Consider the following 23,286-nt stretch of genomic DNA (forward strand, 5'->3'; position numbering starts at 1 on the left):
TATCGTTCCGAAACCGGGGCTTAGCGTGCAGCGTAGGCCTGGGTCAGTTGAAGGTAGCGGCCATGCTCGCGTTCGGTCATGCAGCGCGGGGTGGTCCAAGCCTGGCCGGTCGCCCTGGCCTCGGCGGCTTCGCGGGCGGTCAGGAAGACCGGCTCCGCGCCGTATTCGCGGGCAAAGGCGCTGCGGGTCGCGGCGTCGGCGTCGCAGATCAGCACCACGCGCTGGGGCTGGGCGGTCGAGACGCGCGTCGGCTGGGGCTGACTGTGCGGACTTTGGGCGGGCGTCTGGGCCAGGGCGGGCGCGGCTCCGGCGAGCAGCAGGGCCGAGACGACGGCGACGGACAGGCGCATGCGATATCCTCCCTTGGCCGGAATTCGCTCCGGACTCCGATCGAATTATGCGCTCAATTTCTGGAATGTAAATATTATGCGACAAATCAGTGAGTGAAGTGTGACGTTCGACCCCGTTGCGGCTCTGCATTGGGCCGAACGGCGCCTTCGTGCGTAGAAGGTCATTCTTCGCCCATCCTCAGGAGCTCCATTGACCCGTAGAGGCCTGTTCGCCCCCGCATTCGCCGCCCTCATGGGGGGACTGGCGGCGGCCTGTTCGCCGCTGTCCCTGTTCAACACCCTGGGGCCGCGCGACCGGGGCGCGGCCAAGGTCGCCTCTGGCCTCCGCTATGGCGATGATCCGCGCCAGACGATGGACGTCTACGCGCCCGTGGGTGCGGCGGACCTGCCCATGCTGGTCTTCTTCTACGGCGGCGGTTGGGATTCAGGGTCGAAGGACGTCTATGGCTGGGCGGCCCAGGCGCTGGCGGCGCGCGGCTTTGTCGTCTTCGTGCCGGACTATCGGGTCGTGCCCCAGGTGCGCTTCCCGAGCTTCATCGAGGATGCCGCGGCGGCGACGGCGCGGGCCGGCGAACTGGCCGTGACCTATGGCGGCGACGCCGGGCGCTTGGGCGTGCTGGGGCATTCGGCGGGCGCCCATCTGGCCATGATGATCGCCCTGGACCGCCGCTACATGGCCGCCGTGGATCGGCCCGATCTGATCCGGGCGGCGGCGGGGCTGGCGGGCCCCTATGACTTCCTGCCGTTCGACGTTGCGGCGTCGCAGAACGCCTTTGGCCGGGCGCCCGATCCGACCCTGACCCAGCCTGTGACCTTTGCGCGGGCCGACGCCCCGCCGCTGTGGCTGGGGCATGGAACCGCCGACACGGTGGTCCACGCCGAGGACACCACCATCCTCAACGACCGGATGCGGGCGGTCGGCGGGCGCTCGGAGGCGCGTCTCTATCTAGGACTGGACCACGCCGACCTGATCGCGACCTTCTCGCCCCTGTTCAGGAAGAAGGCGCCGGTGCTGGACGACGTGGTCGGCTTCTTCCGCCGCGAACTGGTCTAATCGGCCTCGGCGCGGGCCTTCAGATTGGCCAGCTGCGCCGACAGGACGCCGTCGACCGGCGCGGCCCAGGCCTCCAGTCCGCCCGGCGTATAGCCGCCGACGATATAGGCCCAGGTCAGGAGACTGCCCTCGCCGTCGGCCTTGATCTCGAACGTCAGCCCGCCGGTCGCGCCCTGACCCTGCAAGGGACCGAGCCCGCCGCGCAGCACCAGCTTCGATCCCGGCTCGACCAGGGCCGTCTCCAGATGACGCGAGACGCGGCCGTCCGCCGCCCGCTCGCACCAGCAGCCGCCGGGCGACAGGTCCAGCGACAGGGTCGAGGCCTTGAACCAGCGGTGGTCGCGGCTCCACCAGGCGTCGGGCGCGGTCAGCACGGCCCAGACGCGGGCGGGCGTGGCCTCGATCACGACCGTGCCGCCGACCTCGAACCCGCCCTGCGTGGCCGACTTGACCTCGGCGAGGGCGGGGGCGGCGGTCAGCATCAGCAAGGCGGCGGCGACCGAAATCAGCTGTCGGGACATAGGGTTCCTCCTGAGCGAAAGCGGAACGCCAACCGCCGCCTGCGGTCAACAGTCGTGTCCTTGTGTTTCCCCCGTCTCGCCACGGTCACGGTTTTCGGCTAGAGGAAGTCATGACAGACAAGATGACCCCCCAGGCGGCGCTGGACCGCCTCGAAACCCTCTACAATCAATCCGTCGCCAATCTGCGTAATGCAGTGAAGCGCTTCCTCGAGACCGGCGAGCGCGCCGATCCCGAAGCGCGGGCCGCCGGCCTGTTCGCCTATCCGCGACTGACCGTCAGCTGGTTCGGCGACCGTCCCCAGGACCTTGAGACACGGGCCTTCGCCCGCCTGTCGCGCACCGGCGTCTATACGACGACCGTCACCCGCCCCGACCTGTATCGCGACTATCTGCTGGAACAGCTGACCTTGCTGGCGACCGAGTACGGCGCCACGATCACCGTCGAGCCGTCGGATCAGGAAATTCCCTTCCCCTATGTGCTGGACGGGTCCGGCGTGGCGCTGGACAGCACCATGACGGCGTCGATCGCGCGCTGGTTCCCGACGACGGACCTGGCTCACATAGGCGACGAGATCTCGGACGGCCTGTTCGCGCCGGGCGAGGACTTCCCTCTGGCCCAGTTCGACGGTCTGCGCACCGACTTCTCGCTGGCTCGTCTGCGCCACTATACCGGCACCCCGGTCGAGGACGTGCAGTCCTATGTCCTGTTCACCAACTATCACCGCTATGTCGATGAGTTCGTGCGCTGGGCCTGCGCCCAGCTGGCTGATCCGACCAGCGTCTATCAGACCCTGTCGTGCGCCGGCGGCGTGATCATCGACCGCGAGACCCCGGACCCGGAACGCGCCATCATGGACGCGGCCTGGCGCCGGCATCAGATGCCCGCCTATCACCTGACCCGCGCCGACGGTCAGGGCATCACCCTGGTCAACATCGGGGTCGGCCCGTCCAACGCCAAGACCATCTGCGACCACCTGGCCGTCACCCGCCCGCACGCCTGGATGATGATCGGCCACTGCGGCGGCCTGCGCGCCAGCCAGACCATCGGCGACTACGTCCTGGCCCACGCCTATCTGCGCGACGACCACGTGCTGGACGCGGTCCTGCCCGCCGACATCCCGATCCCGTCGATCGCCGAGGTGCAGCGCGCCCTCTATGACGCGACCAAGCTGGTCTCCGGCGCGCCGGGCGAAGAGGTCAAGAAGCGTCTGCGCACCGGCACCGTCGTCACCACCGACGACCGTAACTGGGAGCTGCGCTATTCCAAGTCGGCCCTGCGCTTCAACCAGAGCCGCGCCGTCGCCATCGACATGGAAAGCGCCACCATCGCCGCCCAGGGCTATCGTTTCCGCGTGCCCTACGGGACGCTGCTGTGCGTCTCGGACAAGCCGCTGCACGGCGAGATCAAGCTGCCGGGTCAGGCCAATCGTTTCTACGAAGGCTCGATCTCGGAGCACCTGCAGATCGGCATCCAGGCCGTGGACCTGCTGCGGGCCGAGGGCGCCAAGCTGCATTCCCGCAAGCTGCGCGCCTTCGACGAGCCGCCTTTCCGGTAAAAGAAGGGCGCTATCGCTCGCGACGCGGTCGTGCGCTGCTTGAGCGAAAATGATGGCCTGCTGATGAGGGCGTCCGGGATCACCCGGGCGCCCTTACTCTTCCTGGTTCGGGTTGGAGTCTGAAAAAGAACTTTACAACATAAAGTTCTTGGCGCACCTTCCGATCAACAGGCAGGGAGAGACGCCATGACCCGAGATCAAGTTCAGTCCGTCCACGACGACATCGCCTATATGAAGGCCCTGGCCCAGGAGGGGCGGCGCGCTCCCTTGCTGGGCGGGTCGATCCTGATCGCCGCCGGGCTGGTGTTCGGCCTAGCGTCCATCGTCGCCTATGGGATCGACAGCGGCATCCTCAATGTGCCGCCGGTCGCCTACGCCTTTCTGTGGGGCGGGGCTGGACTGATTTTCTTTGCGGTTTTGATGCTGCAGGTTCGTCGAACGACCGGCCGCCCCGGCGCGAACTCGGTGGTGAACCGGGCCGGAGGCGCGGGCTGGATGGGGGTCGGTCTGGCCATCTTCGTCATGGCCCTGGCGATGACGGTGGTCAGTTGGAAGACGGGGAGCGAAGTGAGCTTCATGCTCTTCCCCTCGCTGATCTTCGCCCTCTACGGCTCGGGCTGGGCGGTGTCGGCCACTATGAGCGATCAGAAATGGCAGTGGACGCTGGCCATCGCCTGCTGGATCGCCGCGCCGCTGATCGCCTTCCTGACCGGCAGCCCGCTGATGTGGCTGGCTTATGCGGCGGGACTGTTCCTGTTCGCCCTGCTGCCCGGCGTTCTGCTGGTGCGTCAGGAACCGTCGGAGGTGATCTGATGGTTTCGGACACGGCGGGGGATGCGGCTGACGCCTTTGACATCGGCCGCATCGACGAGGTGATCCATGGGCGGGTGCGTCTGGGGATCATGGCCTATCTGTCGGGCGTCGGGACGGCGGACTTCAACGAGCTGAAGACCCGGCTGCAGGCCACGGACGGCAATCTGTCGGTGCACCTGAGAAAGCTGGAGGAGGCGGGCTTCGTCGAGGTCGCCAAGAGCTTTCAGGGCCGCAAGCCCCTGACGCGGGCGACCATGACCGAGGCCGGGCGCGACGCCTTCGTCGCCTATCTGGACGCCATGTCCGGTCTGGTCGGCGCCCGTTAGCCTTGGCGCGTGAATAGTCTAAAGAAGGCGGTCATGAGCGACCGCCTTCCGCCGTTTCAGGCTATCGATAATTTCCGCGACTATGGCGGCTATGCTGTAGCGGGGGCGCGTTTGACGCGTGGACGCCTTTACCGCTCGGCGCATCAGGCCAAGGCGACTGAGGCGGATCTGGCGCAGTTGGCGCAGCTGAACATCGCGACGGTGGTGGACCTGCGTCGCCCCAGCGAACGGCGCGACCAGCCGTCGCGGCGGCCCTCAGGCTGGGCCGGCCGGGTGATCGAGAGCGCTCACGACGACGGCGGCGAGGCCCCGCACATCACCTTCCTGAAGACCGCCGACCTGACCGAGGATTCCGGCCGCGCCTTCATGATCGGCACCTATCGCCGCCTGCCGTTCGGGGCTGCCCATGTGGACCTGTTCAGCCGCTATTTTCGCGCCCTGGCCGAGGACGCCGGGCCCGTCCTGATCCACTGCGCCGCGGGCAAGGACCGCACTGGCCTGCTGGCGGCCCTGACCCACAGTCTGCTGGGCGTGTCGCGCGATGACCTCATCCACGACTATCTGCTGACCAACATCGCCGTCGATCTGGAGGGCCGAGCCGAGGGAATTGCGAAGAAGCTGACCGAGATGACGGGGCGTCCGGCCTCGCACGGGGCGGTGGTCGCTTTCCTCGGCGTCGAGGCCGATTATCTTGACGGGGCCTTCGCCGAGATCACGGCGCGGCACGGCTCCCTGCGGGCCTATCTGGAGCAGGCGCTGGGCGTGGATGACGCCCTGGCCGAAGGCATCCGGGCGCGGCTGACGGCATGAGCCTGCCGGTCGTCCATGTCGCGCGGCGGGGCTGGTGCGAGCCGCTGGCGGTGGCGGCGGGGCTGAACCGGCGCGAGGGCGCGCTGGCGCTCCTGGCCGGGGCGGGCGATCCGACGGCGCATGGCGGGCGCTGGTCCTTCGTCGGCTGCGAGCCGGACCGGGTGCGGGTCGGCGCGGTCAATGACGCGGCGGCGTTCGAGGCTCTGCGCGACCCTAAGTTTTCAGGCGGCGGCGTGGTCGGGCTGATGAGCTATGACGCCGGGGCGCGACCGGCGACGGGCGCGCGGGCCGAGGTCTGGCCCGACCTGATGCTGGCCCGCTATCCGGCCCTGCTGGCCTTTGATCATGCGGCGGGCGAAGTGCGGGCCGTGGGGCGGGGCGCGAACGCCGCCGAGGCCGAGGCTCAAGGCCGCCGTGCAGCAGACTGGCTGGCGGAGGCGGTGACGCTGCCGATCCCGCCCGCGCCCGCCGACGCCTTTACCGGCGAGGCGCCGCCCGAAGCCTATGAGGCCGCCGTGGCCGACGTTGTGGCGCGCATTGCGGCGGGCGAGCTGTTCCAGGCCAATATCGCCCGCGCCTGGGGCGGGCGGCTGAATGGGGGGCGCGACCCGTTCGAGGTCTTCGCGCGCTTGGCGGTGGAACGGGGGGCAGCCTACGGCGCCTTCTGGCGGTTGGGCGAGCGGGCGCTGGTGTCCAACTCGCCGGAGCTGTTCCTGACCTTTGATCCTGTCACAGGCCGCATCGAGACCCGTCCGATCAAGGGCACGCGTCCGAGAGACGCTGATCCGGCGCGCGACGCCGCCCTGGCCGCCGCCCTCGCCGCCAGCGCCAAGGACCGGGCCGAGAACCTGATGATCGTCGATCTGATGCGCAATGATCTGGCCCGGGCGGCGGTCCCCGGAACAGTGCGGGTCGAGCGGCTGTTCGAGGTCGAAAGCCATCCCACCGTGCATCATCTGGTGTCCACCGTCACGGCGACCGCGCGGCCCGGCGTCGGCGCCGCCGAAGTGCTGGAGGCGACCTTCCCGCCCGGCTCGATCACCGGCGCGCCCAAGCATCAGGCCATGAAGGTGATCGCCGGGCACGAGCCGCCGCGCGGGCCGTGGTGCGGCTCCCTGTTCGGTCTGGGTCTGGCGGGAGATGCGCCGAGAGGCGGGGCGCTGATCGCCTCGGTGCTGATCCGCACCGCGTCGTTTCAGCAGGATGAGAGGGGCTGGCGCTGGAGCGCTCTGGCCGGGGCCGGCATCGTCGCCGACAGCGATCCGCGCGCGGAATGCGAGGAGACCGGGGCCAAGATTCGGGCGTTGAAGGACGCTTTGTCCGGGGGCTAGCAGCCGGTGCAGACGACCTGGTTCACGGTGCGGGGGCGCAGATAATATGTCCGCTCGAAGATGATCGCCTTGGGCAGGATGTCCTTGATCGCGGACTGATATTTATACTGGGTTTCGCCGATGATCAGGCTCTCGCCGGTGGCGATCAGGCCGGGGGGAAGGTCGGCGATGGGCGAGTCCTTGCCCAGGCTTTTCAGGATCGTTTCCTTGCTGCTCAGGCTCCAGTCGACGGTGGCCTGGCCGTTGGACCCCATTGTGACACTGGTGACGCGGATCGCCAGCGGATCGGCGGAAAAGGGCTTCATGATCATCTGGCCGATGGCGAAGACGGGCTGGATGGCGGTCGGGCTGGTCTTGTCGCCCTGGGCCACCAGGTCGGCCACCATGGCAGCCGTGTGGCCGGTGCGGCGCTGGGCCATATAGGCCTGGCTGAACTCGGTCAGGCCGAAATAGATGAGGATCATGACCGGCGCGATCAGGGCGAACTCGACCGCCGAGACGCCGCGTCGATCGGCGATCAGCCGGGCGAAAAAGGCAGACGCGCGCCGGGTCATAAAAACGGCTCGTTGCGGAAGGCCATGGTGGTGGTCAGCATCATATTGCCGTCCTGACCCTTGGTCAGGGCCTGCTTCAGGAAGGGCGTCACCACCGGGTGTTCGTACCAGACCCGGACCATGACCATGTCGCCGGGAGCGCCCGGCTTGACGTCGACCTTGCTCTTGTCGAAAGCGCCGGAGGCCATGGGGTCCTCCGGGTCCAGCGGCGTGCTGAAGTCATTGACGACCCGCACATCCAGATAGGCGCGGCTGGCGCAGTCGTTGGCGAAGACGCTCATCTCTTCGCAGAGTCTGGCCTTCATCATGTCCTTGTCGATGTTCTGCATCTGCGTCTGTCCGGTTCGCACCAGACGGCCGGTGTCGGCCACGGCGGTCTCGACCACGGCGTCGAGCAGCAGGATCAGGCCGATTTCGAGGATGGCGAACAGCAGCATGAAGAAGGGCAGGGCGATCAGGGCGAACTCGACCGCGGTCGAGCCCTCGCGGGCGCGCATCAGCCGCCGCGCGAACGACGGACGGTTCGTATCGCGTTGAAGCCGCCGCGCCATGATTTCAGGGCGCCGAGGGCGTGCGGACGCTGGGCGAGCAGCTGACGCCGCAGGCCATGTCGGTCGCCTCAGCGCCGCGCCAGACGCGGACCGAACCTGTGGAGCCGGCGCTGACCACCACCCGGCTCTGGAACAGGGGGCGGCCGATGGCGTCGACGGCCACGATCTCGGTCACGCCATAGCCCTTGCCCGTGATGAACAGGGTGTTGGCGTCGACCACGGTGACGTCGGCGATCTTGGGATTGGCCACGATGACCGAGCCGGCTGGCGCGCGCAGTTGAATCCGCGTCGAGCTGTCGATCTCGATGTTCAGGGGGCTGGCCTGGGCCGCGGCGGCGGAGACGACGAGGCCTGCGGCGGCCAAGAGAGCGGCGGCTGATCGAAGGAGGTGTCGGGGCATGGCGGAGGGCTCCGGTGACATGGAAAGGCGCGCGCGTGATCGCTCGGACGCAAGGTCGTCTTCAAAGATCAAGATTTCCTGAAGGGCGACGCTGGTCGCTTTTGAGGCATAAAACGTAGTAAACGACTAGTAACCAATAATAATCGAGATGCGGCTGTTTCGTTTTACTCGAACTTAAGGATCGCGGGCTCATGTTCGTCATGCAAACGGGGGTCAAGCGGGCAAAGCCGGTGACCCTGGTAGTGGAACTGTTGCTCGCTTAGAAAACAAGGAAGACACATCATGCGTAACTTCATCAAGAACTTCGCCCAAGACGAATCCGGCGCCACGGCCATTGAATACGGCCTGATCGCTGCTCTGATCGCCGTCGTCATCATCGCCGGCGTCGGTCTGGTCGGCAAAGAGCTGAAGACGACGTTCGACAATATCGCCGGCAACCTCGGCGGCGACGTCGGCAAGGCTCCGGCTGCTTAAGACGCTGCAACACCAGTCGTTGTGATCGGGAACGGCCGGGCGGAAACGCCCGGCCGTTTTCATTTGCCGATCCGCGATCGGGGAATAAGGAAACCCGGTCTTAAAGATCGAGGCGCCATGATCCGCTCATGACCGAGCTTTCCTTTGCCCTCCTGGGCCTCATGCCTGTTCTGGTGATCGTTGCGGGTCTGCACGACCTGACCACGATGAAGATCCCCAACTGGCTCTCGGGTCTGCTGATCCTCGGCTTCTTTCCGGCCGCCCTGGCGCTGGGTTTGCCCCTGTCGGTCGTCGGCGTCTCTGTGGGGGCGGCGGTCGTCGCCTTGCTGATCGGCGCCGGGATGTTCGCCCTGCGCTGGCTGGGCGGGGGCGACGCCAAGCTTCTGGCCGCCGTCATGCTGTGGCTCGGTCTGCCCGGCGCCATGCCTTTCCTGCTGTTCACGGCCATGGCCGGCGGCGGGCTGTGTCTGGTGCTGATCCTGGCGCGCGCTCATTTGCAGGTCTACGCCGGCAACGGTCCAGTCTGGGTTTCGCGTCTGCTGGAGCCCAAGGGCGATGTTCCCTACGGCGTGGCGATCGCGATCGGGGCCTTGCTGGCCTATCCCGCCAGCCCCCTGGTGCGCGCCTTCGCTGGGGTCTGAGCGCCCCGCGGGCGCTTAGGGCGGCGTTAACCGAAGATCGCCACTATCGTTAACGGCAGAGGGGCGAGAACTGAATCCACGTCGCCGCGCCCGCCGGAGACCGTCGATGAAGCCTGCAAAAATCGCCGTCATCTGTATCGCCGCCGTGGCGGCTATCGGCCTGGCTCTGGTCGTCCGCGCCATGGGGTCGTCGTCCGGCGCGCCCGCCGCGACCGCCGTCGCCGCCGTTGAAGCCGTGCCGATGGCCAAGGTCCTGGTCGCCGCCAAGAATCTGGAGCCGGGCAGCCGCCTGACCGACGCGGATCTGACGTGGAAGGACTGGCCGATCGCCGAGGTCAATCCGGTCTTCATCACCGACGGCAGCGTGCCCATCCCCGGCGTCGCCGCCGAGGGGGCGGCCAAGGAGGCCAAGCCCGCGGACGACAAGGTCAAAAAGGCCGAAGACGCCGCCGCTCGCGTCAGCCGCGCCGCCACCGCCCTGGCGACCGGCGGAGCCAAGGCCGACTATATCGGCGCCGTCGTGCGCGAACCCATTCTGGCCGGAGAGCCGATCGTCGCCCGCAAGATCGTGCGCGCCGGAGACAGCGGCTTCATGGCCGCCTACCTGGAGCCGGGCATGAGGGCCATGGCCATCCGCGTCACGGTCGAGACGGCGGCGGGCGGCTTCATTCTGCCCGGCGACCGGGCCGACGTCCTGCTGACCCGTCAGGTCAAGATGCCGGCGGGCTCGGCCAGCGGCGAGGACACGAAGTTTGTCAGCGCGACGGTGATGCAGAACGTCAAGGTTCTGGCCATCGACCAGGCCACGCGCGCGGCTGACGACGCCCAGGCCGTGGTCGGCGCCACCGCGACCCTCGAAATCAGCGGCCGCGACGCCGAGGTCCTGGCCCTGGCCAAGTCCGAAGGCGAACTGTCGCTGGTGCTGCGCTCCTATGCCGACACCGCCGGTCCGTCAGGGCGGACGCCCGCCGCGACGCGACGCAGCGACGCCGCCGCCAATGTCGTGCGCGTCTATCGCGAGGGCGAGGCCGAGGCGGTCGTCGTTCGATGAGGAACCCAGGGATGAACCGACTGATCGCCGCGACCTGTGTTTCGCTGCTGGCGCTGGGCGGCGCCGTCTCGGCGCCCGTCGTCGCCTGGAGCCAGACGGCCCCGACGCGCGCCGCCGTGTCGACCGGCGCGGCGCCGCAGATGGTCAACCTGCCGCGCGGGACGTCGTTCGCCGTCGACTTGCCGGCGGATGCGCGCGACGTGATCGTGTCCAATCCGCAGGTGGCCGAGGCCATGCTGCACTCGCCGCGCCGGATCACCGTCATCGGCCTCGCGCCCGGCGAGACGGACGCCGTCTTCCTGGACGCCGCCGGTCGCACGATCCTGGCCCTGCGGGTCCGCGTGGACGCGGGAACCAGCGCGCTTCAGGACACGCTCAGCCGCGTGATGCCGGGCTCCGGCATTCGTGCTGAAGCGGTCAACGACAGCATCATTCTGAGCGGCGTGGCCGCCAGCCCCGCCGAGGCCGCCCGGGCGGCCCAGGTGGCGCGCGCCTTTGTTTCGGCCCCCGAGAAGGTCATGAACATGACCACGGTCGTCGGCTCGGACCAAGTGACGCTCAAGGTGCGTGTGGTCGAGGTGCAGCGCACGGCGATCAAGCAACTGGGCTTCGACACCAAGGCGGTGCTGGGCCGCATCGGCGACACCCAGTGGCTGCTGGGCAGCGCCGCCACCTGGGGCGTCAACGGGGCGCTGCTAGGCGGGATCACAGGCGGGGTGTCGCGCGACACCACCCAGAATTATCAGATGCAGGCGCCCTGCGGCGGCGGCTTTCCTGCGGGGTCCCTGTGCCCGGTAACGGTTGACGGCGGCGCCCCGGGCGACCCCAGCAACTGGGACACCGCCAAGCCCGGCACCGGCCCCGGCTCGGACGGATTGAACAAGGGCGAGGCCATGATCAAGGCCTTCGAACGCGTCGGCCTGGTCCGCACCCTGGCCGAGCCGAACCTGACCTCGGTCAACGGCGAGGCCGCCAGCTTCCTGGCGGGCGGCGAATTCCCTGTGCCCGCTGGTCGCGACCAGAACGGCCAGATCACGGTCGAGTACAAGCCCTTCGGCGTCGGCCTGTCCTTCCGTCCGGTCGTGATGTCGGAGGGACGCATCTCCTTGCAGGTCAAGGTCGAGGTGTCGGAACTGACCAGCCAGGGCGGCCTGACCATCGGCGCGGGCACGCCCTCCTCCATCACCCTGCCGGGCCTCTCGGTGCGCCGCAGCGAGAATACGATCGAACTGCCGTCGGGCGGCTCGATGATGATCGCCGGCCTGCTGCAGGAATCGACCCGCCAGAACATCGACTCTCTGCCGGGCGCGACCAATCTGCCGGTTCTCGGCCAGCTGTTCCGCTCGCGCGACTATCTGATGGGCGAGACCGAACTGGTGGTCATCGTCGAGGCCTATGTGGTCAATCCGACCGCGCCGGGCCGGATGCAGACGCCCGCCGACGGCCTGCGCATCGCGCAAGACGCCCAGACCATCTTCTTCGGCCAGTTGAACCAGGCCTATGGCGTGCCCGCCCCCGCCGCCCAGTCGGGCGGCGGATGGCAGGGGCCTGTCGGCTATGTGATCGAGTGAGCGCCATGACCCGTTCCGCCAAATCCATCCTCTCCCTGAGCGCGGCTCTGGCGCTCGCCGGGCTGGCGCTGGCCGGCTGCATGGGCGGACCCGCCAGCCTGGGCGGCGAGCCGCCGCTGACGCCGCTCTCGCGCTACACGCTTCAGGTCGAGCCGGGTCTGGACCGCATCGCCCTGGCGGTGCACGAAACCGGCCTGTCGGCGAACCAGCAGGCGGCCCTGACCGCCCTGGTCAGCCGCTTCGCCCTCGAAGGCGCGCCGACCCTGGTGGTAGAGGCGCCGGCGGGCGATGATCCCGTAGCGACGCAGACGGCCTGGAACGTCAAGTCGGCCCTGGTTGCGGCAGGCGCCCCCGATCATCGCGTCCGTGTGGTCAGCTACGCTGGGCCGGACCCGCGCGCGCCCGTCCTGGTCGGCTTCGAAACGGTGCGCGCCGTGACGCCGCAGTGCGGAACCGTCTGGGGCAATCTGGGCCGCACCGGCGACAATCAGTCGGCCTCGAACTTCGGCTGCGCGGTCAACGCCAACCTGGCGGCCCAGATCGCCAACCCGCGCGACATCGTCTCGCCGCGCGCCATGACCCCCGCCGAGGCCGGTCGCCGCAGCGTGGTGTTCGACGCCTATCGCGAGGGGACACAGACCTCGGCCGCGCGAGAAGAGCTGGTCTCTCAGTCGCGCGTCTCTCGGGCGGTGAACTGATCATGACCCAATCCTATGCTGCTCAGGATTTCGACGCTTTGGACGGTTTCGACCTGGAAGATGAATTCCTCAACGCCGCGCCCCGGTCGCCGCAGGCTCAGCCGCAGGATGTCCTGAACGCCGTCTCCGAGCCCTTCGCCGTAGCGCTCGACGAAACGCCCGACGAATGGATCGAGGCGGACGTCGAGGCCTATAATCCTGTCGGACGTCTGGTCGATGCGACCGAAGCGGCGGCGGCGAGCGTGGCGCCTCTGGTCGCGGCGACGCCCGTTGCCGAGGTCCAGGTTCCGGCTGTGCCCGAGCCCTTCACGCCGGCTCTGGCGGAGGCCGCTTCTCTGCCGATCAGTGCGGGTTCCACGGTCGAGGTTTCGATCCCGCGCATCGCCGTCCACGTCTTCGCCGAGCGTCAGGACACCCTGGCCGCCGCCGAGCGGGCGGGGCAGGATAGGCGCATGTCGCGCGCCACCACCCAGATCCGCGTCGGCGGCGTCGCGGCGGCGATCGAGGCCTATCAGGCCGAGCCGACCCCGCCGCTGATCGTGGTCGAGTGCCTGAAGGACCCGCAGACCCTGCTGTGGGAGATCGACCAACTGGCCGAGGTCTGCGACGCGGGCACCAAGGTGGTGGTCATCGGCGCGACCAACGACATCCTTCTGTTCCGCGAACTGATGCGGCGCGGGGTCAGCGAATATCTGGTGGCGCCCTTGCAGCCGCTGCAACTGATCGCGGCCATCGGCGGCCTGTTCGCCGATCCGGCTCAGCCCTTCGTCGGTCGGTCCATCGCCTTCGTCGGCGCGCGCGGCGGGGCCGGGGCCTCGGCCGTGGCCCACAACACCGCCTACGCCATGAGCGAGCGGATCGGCGTCAACACCGTCATCGTCGACTATGACCTGCCGTTCGGCACCGCCGGGCTGGACTTCAACCAGGACCCGCTGGGCGGCGTCGCCGACGCCCTGAGTCAGCCGGACCGCCTGGACGCCACCCTGCTGGACCGGATGATGGTCCGCTGCACCGACAAGCTGAGCCTGTTCGCAGCGCCGGCCACCCTGGACGGCGACTGGGACATCCAGCCGGACGCCTTCGAGGAGGTGACGAGCCGCATCCGCTCGACGGCGCCCTTCGTGGTGCTGGACCTGCCGCACCTGTGGTCGGGCTGGATGCGCAAGACGCTGATCTCGGCGGACGAGGTGGTGATCGTGGCGACGCCGGACCTGGCCTCCTTGCGCAACGCCAAGAACATGATCGACCTGATCAAGCAGGGGCGTCCCAACGACGCCCCGCCGCGTCTGGTGCTGAACCAGGTCGGCGTGCCGGGCCGTCCCGAAATCCCGACCAAGGACTTTGGCGCCGCGCTGGGCGTCCATCCCAGCCTGGTGATCCCGTTCGACGCCAAGGTCTTCGGCTCGGCCGCCAACAATGGCCAGATGATTGTCGAGTCCGGGGCCAAGACCAAGGCCGCCGAGGCCTTCCAGACCCTGGCCCAGATCGTGTCGCAACGCGAACTGCCGAGCGCGGCTCCCGCGCGCGGCAAGGCGGCTGAGGGCGCAGCAGCCAAGAATGGGGCGGCCAAGAGCGGCGCAGCCAAGGGCGGCTCTCTGCTGGCCTCCCTGTTCAGCAAGAAGCGCTAGGCCATGTTCGGCAAGCGTTCAGCCCAGCCTGGGGTCGCGGTCGCGCCCCGACCCGCCCCGGCGCCTCAGCCGGCGGCGCAGGCGCGTGTGCTGGACGCCGTCGACGCCTTCTCCATCGAGGAACTGGAAGCCGTGGCGCGCCCGCCGTCGGACGCCGCCGATCGGCTGGACGCTTTGGCCGCGCGTCCCCGCACCGAGGCCCCTGCGCCGACGCCCGGCGGTCCGGTCAAGGGACCGCGCGCCACCGCCGGTCTGGAACAGCTGAAGAAGGCCCAGGCGGTCGCCGAGATCGTCCGCGAGCAGTCCGACTATTATCACGCCACGAAGACCACCATCTTCAACGCGCTGATGAACACCATCGACCTGTCGCAGCTGGCGCAGCTGGACACCAAGGCGGCGGCTGAGGAAATCCGCGACATCGTCGCCGAACTGGTGGCGATCAAGAACGTCTCCATGTCGGTGGCCGAGCAGGAGCATCTGGTTCAGGACATCGTCAACGACGTCCTGGGCTATGGCCCGCTGGAGCCGCTGCTGGCCCGCGACGACATCGCCGACATCATGGTCAACGGCGCCGGGCGGGTCTTCATCGAAGTCAGCGGCAAGGTGCAGCTGACCAACGTCCGCTTCCGCGACAACACCCAGCTGATGAACATCTGTCAGCGGATCGTGAGCCAGGTCGGTCGCCGGGTCGATGAATCCAGCCCCATCTGCGACGCCCGTCTGCCGGACGGGTCGCGCGTCAACGTCATCGCCCCGCCCCTGGCCATCGACGGCCCGACGCTGACCATTCGTAAGTTCAAAAAAGACAAGCTGACGATGAAGAACCTGGTGGAGTACGCCTCCATCAGCCCCGAGGGCGCGCGCGTCCTGGGCGTCATCGGCGCGGCGCGATGCAACCTGGTCATCTCGGGCGGCACGGGCTCGGGCAAGACCACCCTGCTCAACACCCTGACGGCCTTCATCGACCCGACCGAGCGCGTCATCACCTGCGAGGACGCCGCCGAACTGCAGTTGCAGCAGCCGCACGTGGTGCGTCTGGAAACCCGCCCGCCGAACCTGGAAGGCCAGGGCCAGATCACCATGCGCGACCTGGTCAAGAACTGTCTGCGGATGCGACCCGAACGGATCATCGTCGGCGAGGTCCGGGGACCCGAGGCCTTCGATCTGCTGCAGGCCATGAATACGGGCCATGACGGCTCCATGGGCACGCTGCACGCCAACTCCCCGCGCGAGGCCATCAGCCGGATGGAGTCGATGATCACCATGGGCGGCTACGGCCTGCCGTCCAAGACCATTCGCGAGATGATCGTCGGCTCGGTCGACGTCATCATCCAGGCCGCGCGTCTGCGCGACGGCTCGCGCCGCATCACCCACATCACCGAGGTGGTGGGGCTGGAAGGCGACGTCATCGTGACCCAGGACCTGTTCGTCTATGAGATCACCGGCGAGGACGCCCACGGCAAGATCACTGGCCGTCACCGTTCGACCGGCATCGCTCGGCCCCGCTTCTGGGACCGCGCCCGCTACTACGGGCTGGAGCGCGAACTGGCCGAAGCCCTGGACGCGGCGGAGTAGGGCCTGATGCTTCCCATTCTTGCGGCCATCCTGGCCTTCATCACCATCGGCGGGTTCGGCTGGGTTCTGGTCGGCGGGGATGACACCTCGGCTGAGGCCGTCAAGCGCGCCAAGGCCATCGGCGGGGCGCGCGACGCCACCGCCGCCAAGCGGACCGCCGCCGCCGTCGCCAACACGCCCGAGGCGCGCCGCAAGCAGATCCTGACCCAACTTCAGGACGTGGAGCGGCGCGAGCGCAAGGCGCGCATGACCATGGCCGCCAAGCTGAAGCAGGCCGGGCTGTCGATAGGCCTGCGCACCTTCATCATCATCAGCGTCGTGGCGGGCGTGCTCAGCTTCCTGATCGCCCTGATCGCGGGCCTGAACCTGTTCCTGGCGCTGGGCGTCGGCGTGGCGGTGGGTCTGGGTCTGCCGCGCTGGATCGTCGGCCACCTGGGCAAGAAGCGGATGAAGAAGTTCTCGCTGGCCTTCGCCGACGCCGTCGACATCCTGGTGCGCGGCATCAAGACGGGCCTGCCGGTCCATGACTGCTTCAAGATCATCGCCCGCGAAAGCCCCGAGCCTCTGGCCGGCGAGTTTCAGCGTCTGGTCGAGGGCATGGGCGTGGGCATGACCCTGAGCCAGTCCCTGGAGAAGATGTACGAGCGTATGCCGACGCCCGAGCTGAACTTCTTCGCCATCGTCATCGCCATCCAGCAGAAGAGCGGCGGCAACCTGGCCGAGGCCCTGGGCAACCTGACGACGGTGCTGCGGGCGCGGCGCCTGATGGGCGAGAAGATCAAGGCCCTGTCGTCCGAAGCCGTCGCCTCGGCGGGCATCATCGCCTCGCTGCCGCCGGTGGTGATGATCCTCGTGACCCTGTCCAGCCCTGGCTACATGCTGCTGCTGTTCACCGACATGCGCGGCCAGGTCATGCTGCTGGGCTCGGCCATCTGGATGGCCTGCGGCGTCTTCACGATGAAGCGCATGATCTCGTTCAAGTTCTGATGCAGAGGCTCACATGAACGGCTTCATGCACTTCATCACCGACATCCAGAACCTGCTCAGCATCGGGGTCGGCGTCGCCGTCTTCGCCAGCGTCCTGACCCTGCTCAGCGCCTATACGGGCGGGGCGACCCTGGGCAAGAGGATGCAGGCCGTGGCGGAACGCCGCGAGGAACTGCGCCGCAAGTCGCGTCAGGCCATGAACGGCGGCGCCGGCGGGGCCGGGGCCAGCCTGCGTCACAGCGACGAGGGCTTCAAGAAGCGGGTGGTCGAACGGCTGAACCTGAGCAAGCTCCTGGAAGACCCCAAGGTGGCCGAAAACATGGCCCAGGCGGGGTGGCGCGGGCCAAAACCGCTGAACGCCTTCTACTTCTTCCGCTTCTCCATGCCCTTTCTCTTCCTGGGGCTGGTGGCCTTCTACCTGCTGGTCATCAATGATTTCGGTCAGCCCCCGACCATGATCCTGGCGATCTGCGGCGCGGCGTTTGCGGCGGGTTTCTATGCGCCCAACATCTATGTCCAGAACCGCATCGCCGCGCGTCGGCAGTCGATCGTGGCGGCCTTCCCCGACTCGCTGGACCTGCTGCTGATCTGCGTCGAATCCGGGATGTCGATCGAGGCGGCGATCCAGAAGGTCAGCCAAGAGGTCGGCAGCCAGTCGATCGAACTGGCCGAGGAGCTCAGCCTGCTGTCCGCCGAGCTCAGCTATCTGCCGGAACGCCGCATGGCCTATGACGGCATGGCCAAGCGGACCAACCATCCGGGCATCAAGGCGGTGGCCACGGCCATGACCCAGGCCGAGACCTACGGCACGCCCCTGGGTTCGGCGCTGCGGGTGATGGCCAAGGAGAACCGCGACCTGCGTCTGGCGGCGGCGGAGAAGAAGGCGGCGGCCCTGCCGGCCAAGCTGACCGTGCCGATGATCCTGTTCTTCCTGCCGGTGCTGTTCGTGGTCATTCTGGGACCGGCGATCATCAACATCCAGGACATGATGAAGAACGGCGGCTGATCAGCCCTCGGCGGCGCGCCTCAGGGCCTCGCTGATGTCGTCATAGGCGCTGCGGATCGTCTTGCGGTGCTTGTCGTGGAACAGTTCGCCGCGCAGCCCGGAGAAGATCACGCCGTTGGCGACGATGCAGTTGCCCCGCTCCAGCTCCTCGATTTCGTAGTAGCGGATGGCGTTGAACAGGAAGCCGCGCTTCTCGGCCCAGACCAACTGGGCGTAGGGCTGCCAGTCGCCCAGGCGGGCCTGAACCTGACGTTCGGCCATCCCGGGCAGGGCCTCGGTCAGGCTGATGCTTGCGCCGAAGGCCAGGGCGCCGCTCAGGCCGGTCTCATAGGGGTTCCAGCTGTGCCAGTTCTCGAGATCCGACAGGATCTCCCAAATGCGGTCCGACGGCGCGCGCACGCCGATACGCTTCTCGATACGGGTCGTGTCCATGGATTTGCCTCTGACACGGCTTTTCGACTTTAGGAAGTCGTCTCGACAGGATCGACGGCGGGGAGGGGGCGCTTCAGGCGGCGACCGTCGTCCAGACCCAGGCGCGCCTTGACCTCGAACAGGTCCGCACCGGCGGGCACGATGAGCAGTTCCTCGGGGCGGCGGGTGTTGACGGCCACCACCGCATTCCTGGGGCAGACGTCGAAACAGTCGGCGCCGACGACGGCCAGGTCCGCCTTTCGCCCCTTGCCGGCGTGCAGATAGCGACGCAGCGCCTTTTTCAGGGTCTTGTCGCCGTCAGGGCCAAAGCCGCCGTCCAGCTTCTTCGAGCATTTGCGGCACACCAGAACCACCTCGTTCCAGCGGGTCTTCGACACCTTGAAGGGTTTGGGCGTCTTGCTCATGAAGCCGAAGATCGCTGTTCGCGGCGGGGCGTGCAAGGCCTCCGACGCTGCGCCACGGGAAGTTCACAAAGGACGGCTGAAAACTGATTGTTTCTGTTTATCAAGGGGTAAGCATCAGGGCGCATCCTCGCGGTTCCTGACGAGGGTCCGCCGATGTCGCGCCTGCCGATCAACCTGCCGCCTGCTGCGCCCCTGCGTCCCGCTCGTGGTCGTCTGCGCGACGCGCTCTTCTTCTGCATCGCTTTCGCGGCGGTCTTCCTCGCCGCCCTGCTGGCGATGGAGATGATGCTGGGTTAAGCCGGGGGTCCGATTTCAGGAGGCCTCCCCATGATCACCCGCATCCAGCCCGGCGCCCGCATGAGCGAGGCCGTCATCCACGGGAACACCGTCTATCTGGCCGGTCAGGTCGGGGAGCCGGGCGACGACGTCACGGCCCAGACCAAGACGACCCTGGCCGAGATCGACGCCCTGCTGGCGGCGGCGGGCACCGACAAGTCCAAGATCCTGATGGCCACCATCTGGCTGGCCGACATCGCCGACTTCGAGGCCATGAACGCGGTCTGGGACGCCTGGGTCGACAAGGCCAACCCGCCCGCGCGCGCCACCAGCGAAGGCAGACTGGCCTCGCCCGAGTATCGGGTCGAGATCATCGTCGTGGCGGCGATCTGATCGTGTCGAAAGAAAGCGAACTGGAGCGGTTTAAGGCGACCCGGGTCACCGCCCTCTACCGGCTCGACCTGATCGAGAAGGGGGCGCAGCTGACCTATGAGGACGGCACGCCGGTCGACATGGCGTCAGAGGCCCAGCGGCTGAAGGACCAGGTCGCCGACATGGATCGCCGCATCGCGCGGTTGGAGGCGGCGGGCGAGGCCTGATCTTCAGCGACTGACGAAATGTGGGGCGCGACCCATCCGTCGCCGTTTTTCGCGCGAATAAGGCCGCGCTACTGCATTTCACTTTCAGGAGTTCGTTCGATGAATCTTCGCACCCTCGCCGTCGCGGCGGCCGCCCTGTCCGCCTTCGCCTTCCCCGCCGCGGCCGAGACGATCTCGACCCACGTGCTGGACCTGGCGCGCGGCGTCGGCGGTCGGGACGTGCCGGTCACGCTGCAGATCAAGTCGACCGACGGCGGCTGGCGCGATCTGGCGACCAGCCGCACCGACGAGAACGGTCGCGTCCGCTCGTTCGGCGACGCAATCAAGACCGAGGCGGCGACCTATCGCCTGGTGTTCGACATGTCGCGTTACGGCGAGCCGACGACGCCGCCCTTCTTCCCGGAGATCGACGTGGTCTTCCAGGTGGTCGATCCCAGCGTCCACTATCACGTGCCGGTGGTGGTCAGCCCCTACGGCTACAGCACCTATCGCGGCAATTAAGGCCTCGGCGGTGTTCGGACGCCCTGATCAGAGGCGTTCGAACACCGTGCCGATGACCGCCTGATAGGCGTCGGTCAGGGCGCGCAGCTCGGCCTCGGGCACGCGCTCGTCCACCTGGTGCATGGTCTGGCCGACCAGGCCCAGCTCCAGCACCGGGCACAGGGCGCGGATGAAGCGGGCGTCCGAGGTGCCGCCGGTGGTCGAGGCCTCGGGGCGGCGGCCCAGGCTCGCCTCCACCGCGTCCTGCACCGCCGTGACGAAGACGCCCGGCTCGGTCAGGAAGGCCTCGCCCGAGCACATGTGAGTCAGCTCGATGCGCAGGCCGGTTTCAGCCTGCACGAGGCCCGCCTCGCGGTTCAGCCAGTCGATCAGGCCGTCGCCCGTGTGTGTCGGGTTGAAGCGGATGTTGAGCCGCGCCTTCGCCTCGGCCGGGATGATGTTGGTCGCCGGATTGCCCACGTCGATGGTGGTGATCTCGAGGTTGGACGGCGGAAATTCAGGATAGCCGTCGTCGAGCACGTGGGCGTCGAGGCGGGCCAAAAGCTTGGCCACGACCGGGGCCGGGTTGGCGGCGCGGTCGGGATAGGCGACGTGGCCCTGTTTGCCGTGGACGGTGATCCAGGTGTTGAGCGAGCCGCGCCGTCCGACCTTGATCATGTCGCCGAGATGGTGGGCCGAGGACGGTTCGCCGACCACGCAGGCGTCGATGACCTCGCCCTCGGCCCTCAGGGCCTCGACCACGCGCTTGGTGCCGTGCAGGGCCGGGCCTTCCTCGTCGCCGGTGATCAGGAAGGAGAGGGAGCCGGGGACTTCGCCTTCCGCCAGGACCCGCGAGACGGCGGCCACCCAGGCGGCGATGCCGCCCTTCATGTCCACGGCGCCGCGTCCATAGAGGATGCCGTCGCGGGTCTCGCCCTCGAACGGGGCGGCGGTCCAGGCGGCGACGTCGCCGGTCGGCACCACGTCGGTGTGGCCGGCGAAACAGAGGTTGGGAGAGGCTGTGCCGCGCCGGGCGTAGAGGTTCTCGATGCGGGCGTCATGACCCACGCCGGTCGGCCCCTCGAACACCATGCGGCGGCAGGTGAAGCCCAGCCCGGTCAGGGTCCGCTCCAGCACGTCCATCGCCCCTTCGTCGGCGGGGGTGACGGAGGGAATGCGGATCAGGTCGCGGGTCAGTTCGACAGGATCGATGACGGAATGTGATGCGGCGCTCATGGGCTCTATGCTTTAGGCATATCCCGCATCCGCGAGAAGGCCCGAACCGTGCCGAAGATCGACATCGACAATGCGCCCACCGGACATGGGACGGGCTACCCGGACGAGTTCGCCGCCCCGTGCAAGTCGCGGCGGCGCTGGCGGCTGGGCGATGCGGCCGGTCTGGACCAGTTCGGGGTCAACCTGTTGCGCCTGCCCGCCGGGGCCTGGTCCAGTCAGCGCCATTGGCACACGGCCGAGGACGAGTTCGTCTGGGTGGTCGAGGGCGAGGTGGTTCTGGTCGAGGAGGATGGCGAGACGGTGCTGCGCCCCGGCGACTGCGCCGGCTTCAAGGCGGGCGTCGCCAACGGCCACAGAATAGAAAACCGCAGCGACCGTGAGGCGGTGCTGCTGGAGGTCGGTTCGCGCCGCCCGACGGAAGACGCCTGCGACTATCCCGACATCGACATGATCCTTCCAAAGGGCGCCGACCGCTACTTCCATCGCGACGGAACCCCCTATCCGAAGACGCCCCGAAGAACGTGACCACAGACAGTATCGACACCGCCCCGACCGTCCCGCCCCAGCCGCCCTTGCCGCCTTCGTCGCACGATGGAGGGCCGTCCAGTCCCTGGGCCATTCGTGATTTCCGCCTGCTGTGGGTCGGGCGGGTGGCGGCGGTTCTGGGCATCCAGATCCAGTCGTCGGCCCTGTTGTGGCAGGTCTATGAGATCGCCCGTCGGGACCATCCGATCGCCGAGGCCAGTCTCTATCTGGGTCTGGTGGGCCTGTGTCAGTTCCTGCCGCTGCTCGCCTTCACCCTGCCCGCCGGGGCCATGGCCGACCGGCGCGACCGCAAGCACACCGTGACCCTGTCCATCGTGGTCGAGAGCCTGTGCGCTCTGGCCTTTCTCGCCATGGCCCTGCACGGGTCGCCGCCCCTGTGGGGGCTGTTGACCGTGGCCGCCGTCTTCGGCGCGGCGCGCGCCTTCCTCGCTCCGGCCAGTCAGGCCTTCCTGCCCATGGTGGTGGGGCGCAAGGCCCTGCCGCCGGCCATCGCGGCCCAGTCCATCGCCTTCCAGACTGGAGCCATCGCCGGGCCGGCGCTCGGCGGCGTCATTGTCGGCTTCGCCGTACCCTGGGCCTACGCCTCGGCCATGGCCCTGTTCTTCGTGGCCATCGGCTGCTTCCTGCTGATCCGCACCAAGGGCAAGCCGCAGTTCGTCGAGACGGGGGTGGTGCCGCTGGAACTGGTCAAGGAGGGTCTGTCCTATGTCTGGAAGACCAAGATCGTGCTCGGCGCCATCTCGCTGGATCTGGTCGTGGTGCTGCTGGCGGGCGTGGCCCTGCTGACGCCGATCTTCGCGCGCGACATCTTGCACGTGGGGCCGCAGGGCTTCGGCCTGCTGCGGGCCTCGTTCGGGGTCGGGGCCTTGCTGGTGGCGCTGTATCTGAGCCGCTTCCCCATCGTGAAGCACGGCGGGCGCTGGATGTTCGCGGCCGTGGCGGTGTTCGGCCTGTCGACGCTGACGTTCGGCCTGTCGCACTGGGTCTGGCTCAGCGCCCTGGCCCTCTTCATCGGCGGCGGGGCGGACATGATTAGCGTCAATATCCGCCAGACCCTGATCCAGCTGGCCACGCCCGATCACATGCGCGGCCGGGTCTCCTCGGTGTCCATGCTGTTCATCGGCGCCTCTAATGAACTGGGCGAGGCCTATTCGGGCGTCATGGTGCGCCTGCTCGGGCCCATCGGGGCGGCGGTGTTCGGCGGGGTCGGGGCCCTGGCCGCGACGGGGATATGGGCCAAGGTCTTCCCCAGCCTGAGGAAGGCGAACCGGCTGACCTGAGGATGGCTTTTTCCTCCCCATTCCATGGGGAGGTGGCGCGGCGCCGAAGGCGACGTGACGGAGGGGGCGTCTCGACGGCTGATCGTTGTGCCGCCCCCTCCACCACTTCGTGGTCCCCCTCCCCATGGAATGGGGA

General features: G+C 68.1%; 29 protein-coding genes. 21 read left to right on the forward strand and 8 right to left on the reverse strand.

All coding sequences use genetic code 11. The annotated features are described in order from the left end of the window. Positions 1–20 precede the first annotated feature (20 nt). Entirely contained in the window at positions 21–350 is a 330-nt protein-coding gene (locus tag HX774_RS07400) for a hypothetical protein (RefSeq protein ID WP_178825583.1), read from the reverse strand. A gap of 190 nt (positions 351–540) precedes the next feature. Between HX774_RS07400 and HX774_RS07405 the strand changes: the two genes are divergently transcribed. Continuing rightward, entirely contained in the window at positions 541–1,404 is an 864-nt protein-coding gene (locus HX774_RS07405) for an alpha/beta hydrolase (protein WP_178825585.1), read from the forward strand. On the opposite strand, the gene HX774_RS07410 is transcribed toward HX774_RS07405, so the two are convergent. Beyond that, positions 1,401–1,925 (reverse strand): SRPBCC family protein, encoded by a 525-nt coding sequence (locus tag HX774_RS07410; protein WP_178825587.1) that lies wholly within the window; start codon positions 1,923–1,925, stop codon positions 1,401–1,403. The two genes, HX774_RS07405 and HX774_RS07410, sit on opposite strands and share 4 nt — an antisense overlap. A gap of 110 nt (positions 1,926–2,035) precedes the next feature. Between HX774_RS07410 and HX774_RS07415 the strand changes: the two genes are divergently transcribed. The 5 genes from HX774_RS07415 (at position 2,036) to HX774_RS07435 (ending at position 6,761) form a co-directional block, all read left to right on the forward strand. Then, a complete protein-coding gene (locus HX774_RS07415) occupies positions 2,036–3,481 on the forward strand; it encodes an AMP nucleosidase (protein ID WP_178825589.1) in 1,446 nt (481 codons plus the stop codon). A 186-nt stretch (positions 3,482–3,667) separates the two neighbouring features. Further along, positions 3,668–4,294, forward strand: a complete 627-nt coding sequence (locus HX774_RS07420) for a hypothetical protein (RefSeq protein ID WP_178825591.1) — start codon at positions 3,668–3,670, stop codon at positions 4,292–4,294. Beyond that, a complete protein-coding gene (locus HX774_RS07425) occupies positions 4,294–4,620 on the forward strand; it encodes a transcriptional regulator (protein ID WP_178825593.1) in 327 nt (108 codons plus the stop codon). The genes HX774_RS07420 and HX774_RS07425 overlap by 1 nt, the downstream gene beginning before the upstream one ends. A 33-nt stretch (positions 4,621–4,653) precedes the next feature. Then, a complete protein-coding gene (locus HX774_RS07430; protein ID WP_178825595.1) occupies positions 4,654–5,430 on the forward strand; it encodes a tyrosine-protein phosphatase in 777 nt (258 codons plus the stop codon). Next, positions 5,427–6,761, forward strand: coding sequence for an anthranilate synthase component I family protein (locus HX774_RS07435; protein WP_178825597.1), 1,335 nt, complete (start codon positions 5,427–5,429; stop codon positions 6,759–6,761). The genes HX774_RS07430 and HX774_RS07435 overlap by 4 nt, the downstream gene beginning before the upstream one ends. On the opposite strand, the gene HX774_RS07440 is transcribed toward HX774_RS07435, so the two are convergent. The 3 genes from HX774_RS07440 to HX774_RS07450 are packed head-to-tail and all read right to left on the reverse strand — an operon-like array spanning position 6,758 to position 8,266. Next, complete coding sequence (locus HX774_RS07440) at positions 6,758–7,315, reverse strand: TadE/TadG family type IV pilus assembly protein (RefSeq protein WP_178825600.1); 558 nt, start codon at positions 7,313–7,315, stop codon at positions 6,758–6,760. The two genes, HX774_RS07435 and HX774_RS07440, sit on opposite strands and share 4 nt — an antisense overlap. Then, positions 7,312–7,866, reverse strand: coding sequence for a TadE/TadG family type IV pilus assembly protein (locus HX774_RS07445; RefSeq protein WP_255500208.1), 555 nt, complete (start codon positions 7,864–7,866; stop codon positions 7,312–7,314). The genes HX774_RS07440 and HX774_RS07445 overlap by 4 nt, the downstream gene beginning before the upstream one ends. Positions 7,867–7,870: 4 nt before the next feature. Beyond that, positions 7,871–8,266, reverse strand: coding sequence for a pilus assembly protein N-terminal domain-containing protein (locus HX774_RS07450; RefSeq protein ID WP_178825602.1), 396 nt, complete (start codon positions 8,264–8,266; stop codon positions 7,871–7,873). 282 nt (positions 8,267–8,548) lie between these two features. Between HX774_RS07450 and HX774_RS07455 the strand changes: the two genes are divergently transcribed. The 9 genes from HX774_RS07455 (at position 8,549) to HX774_RS07495 (ending at position 17,897) form a co-directional block, all read left to right on the forward strand. Further along, a complete protein-coding gene (locus HX774_RS07455) occupies positions 8,549–8,740 on the forward strand; it encodes a Flp family type IVb pilin (protein ID WP_178825604.1) in 192 nt (63 codons plus the stop codon). A gap of 128 nt (positions 8,741–8,868) precedes the next feature. After that, a complete protein-coding gene (locus tag HX774_RS07460; protein ID WP_178825606.1) occupies positions 8,869–9,381 on the forward strand; it encodes a prepilin peptidase in 513 nt (170 codons plus the stop codon). Positions 9,382–9,487: 106 nt separating this feature from the next. Beyond that, the gene (gene cpaB, locus HX774_RS07465) at positions 9,488–10,432 is read left to right on the forward strand and encodes a Flp pilus assembly protein CpaB (protein WP_178825608.1); all 945 of its coding nucleotides are present in this window, start codon (positions 9,488–9,490) and stop codon (positions 10,430–10,432) included. Between the two features lie 11 nt (positions 10,433–10,443). Beyond that, positions 10,444–12,003, forward strand: coding sequence for a type II and III secretion system protein family protein (locus tag HX774_RS07470; protein WP_370523368.1), 1,560 nt, complete (start codon positions 10,444–10,446; stop codon positions 12,001–12,003). A 5-nt stretch (positions 12,004–12,008) separates the two neighbouring features. Next, positions 12,009–12,701, forward strand: coding sequence for a CpaD family pilus assembly protein (locus tag HX774_RS07475; RefSeq protein WP_178825611.1), 693 nt, complete (start codon positions 12,009–12,011; stop codon positions 12,699–12,701). Positions 12,702–12,703: 2 nt separating this feature from the next. Beyond that, on the forward strand, positions 12,704–14,329 hold the full coding sequence (locus tag HX774_RS07480) for a pilus assembly protein CpaE (RefSeq protein WP_178825613.1): 1,626 nt from the start codon (positions 12,704–12,706) through the stop codon (positions 14,327–14,329). Positions 14,330–14,332: 3 nt separating this feature from the next. Beyond that, positions 14,333–15,904 carry a CpaF family protein gene (locus tag HX774_RS07485; protein ID WP_178825615.1) on the forward strand — a complete coding sequence of 524 codons (1,572 nt, stop codon included), beginning with the start codon at positions 14,333–14,335 and terminating at the stop codon, positions 15,902–15,904. Between the two features lie 6 nt (positions 15,905–15,910). Further along, positions 15,911–16,891: a type II secretion system F family protein gene (locus HX774_RS07490; protein ID WP_178825617.1), complete on the forward strand. Its 981-nt coding sequence runs from the start codon at positions 15,911–15,913 to the stop codon at positions 16,889–16,891. A gap of 13 nt (positions 16,892–16,904) precedes the next feature. Beyond that, positions 16,905–17,897, forward strand: a complete 993-nt coding sequence (locus HX774_RS07495) for a type II secretion system F family protein (RefSeq protein ID WP_178825619.1) — start codon at positions 16,905–16,907, stop codon at positions 17,895–17,897. On the opposite strand, the gene HX774_RS07500 is transcribed toward HX774_RS07495, so the two are convergent. Together HX774_RS07500 and HX774_RS07505 are read right to left on the reverse strand one after the other, a co-directional pair. After that, on the reverse strand, positions 17,898–18,329 hold the full coding sequence (locus HX774_RS07500) for an SRPBCC domain-containing protein (RefSeq protein WP_114816792.1): 432 nt from the start codon (positions 18,327–18,329) through the stop codon (positions 17,898–17,900). Between the two features lie 29 nt (positions 18,330–18,358). After that, positions 18,359–18,733 (reverse strand): hypothetical protein, encoded by a 375-nt coding sequence (locus HX774_RS07505; RefSeq protein ID WP_178825621.1) that lies wholly within the window; start codon positions 18,731–18,733, stop codon positions 18,359–18,361. A gap of 153 nt (positions 18,734–18,886) precedes the next feature. On the opposite strand from HX774_RS07505, the gene HX774_RS07510 reads away from it, so the two are divergent. From HX774_RS07510 to uraH, 4 genes are all read left to right on the forward strand, one after another. Then, positions 18,887–19,030: a hypothetical protein gene (locus HX774_RS07510; protein WP_178825623.1), complete on the forward strand. Its 144-nt coding sequence runs from the start codon at positions 18,887–18,889 to the stop codon at positions 19,028–19,030. Between the two features lie 30 nt (positions 19,031–19,060). Next, positions 19,061–19,402 carry a RidA family protein gene (locus HX774_RS07515; RefSeq protein WP_178825625.1) on the forward strand — a complete coding sequence of 114 codons (342 nt, stop codon included), beginning with the start codon at positions 19,061–19,063 and terminating at the stop codon, positions 19,400–19,402. A 2-nt stretch (positions 19,403–19,404) separates the two neighbouring features. After that, entirely contained in the window at positions 19,405–19,608 is a 204-nt protein-coding gene (locus HX774_RS07520) for a hypothetical protein (RefSeq protein ID WP_245945120.1), read from the forward strand. A gap of 99 nt (positions 19,609–19,707) precedes the next feature. Next, positions 19,708–20,109, forward strand: coding sequence for a hydroxyisourate hydrolase (uraH, locus tag HX774_RS07525; RefSeq protein ID WP_178825627.1), 402 nt, complete (start codon positions 19,708–19,710; stop codon positions 20,107–20,109). Between the two features lie 27 nt (positions 20,110–20,136). On the opposite strand, the gene dapE is transcribed toward uraH, so the two are convergent. Beyond that, on the reverse strand, positions 20,137–21,324 hold the full coding sequence (gene dapE / locus HX774_RS07530) for a succinyl-diaminopimelate desuccinylase (protein WP_178825629.1): 1,188 nt from the start codon (positions 21,322–21,324) through the stop codon (positions 20,137–20,139). Positions 21,325–21,372: 48 nt separating this feature from the next. On the opposite strand from dapE, the gene HX774_RS07535 reads away from it, so the two are divergent. Then, the gene (locus tag HX774_RS07535; protein WP_178825631.1) at positions 21,373–21,849 is read left to right on the forward strand and encodes a cupin domain-containing protein; all 477 of its coding nucleotides are present in this window, start codon (positions 21,373–21,375) and stop codon (positions 21,847–21,849) included. Continuing rightward, the gene (locus HX774_RS07540; RefSeq protein ID WP_370523369.1) at positions 21,846–23,150 is read left to right on the forward strand and encodes an MFS transporter; all 1,305 of its coding nucleotides are present in this window, start codon (positions 21,846–21,848) and stop codon (positions 23,148–23,150) included. The genes HX774_RS07535 and HX774_RS07540 overlap by 4 nt, the downstream gene beginning before the upstream one ends. Positions 23,151–23,286: the final 136 nt, after the last annotated feature.

Source organism: Brevundimonas sp. P7753, from assembly GCF_013386595.1.
In the GTDB taxonomy this organism is placed as follows: domain Bacteria; phylum Pseudomonadota; class Alphaproteobacteria; order Caulobacterales; family Caulobacteraceae; genus Brevundimonas; species Brevundimonas bullata.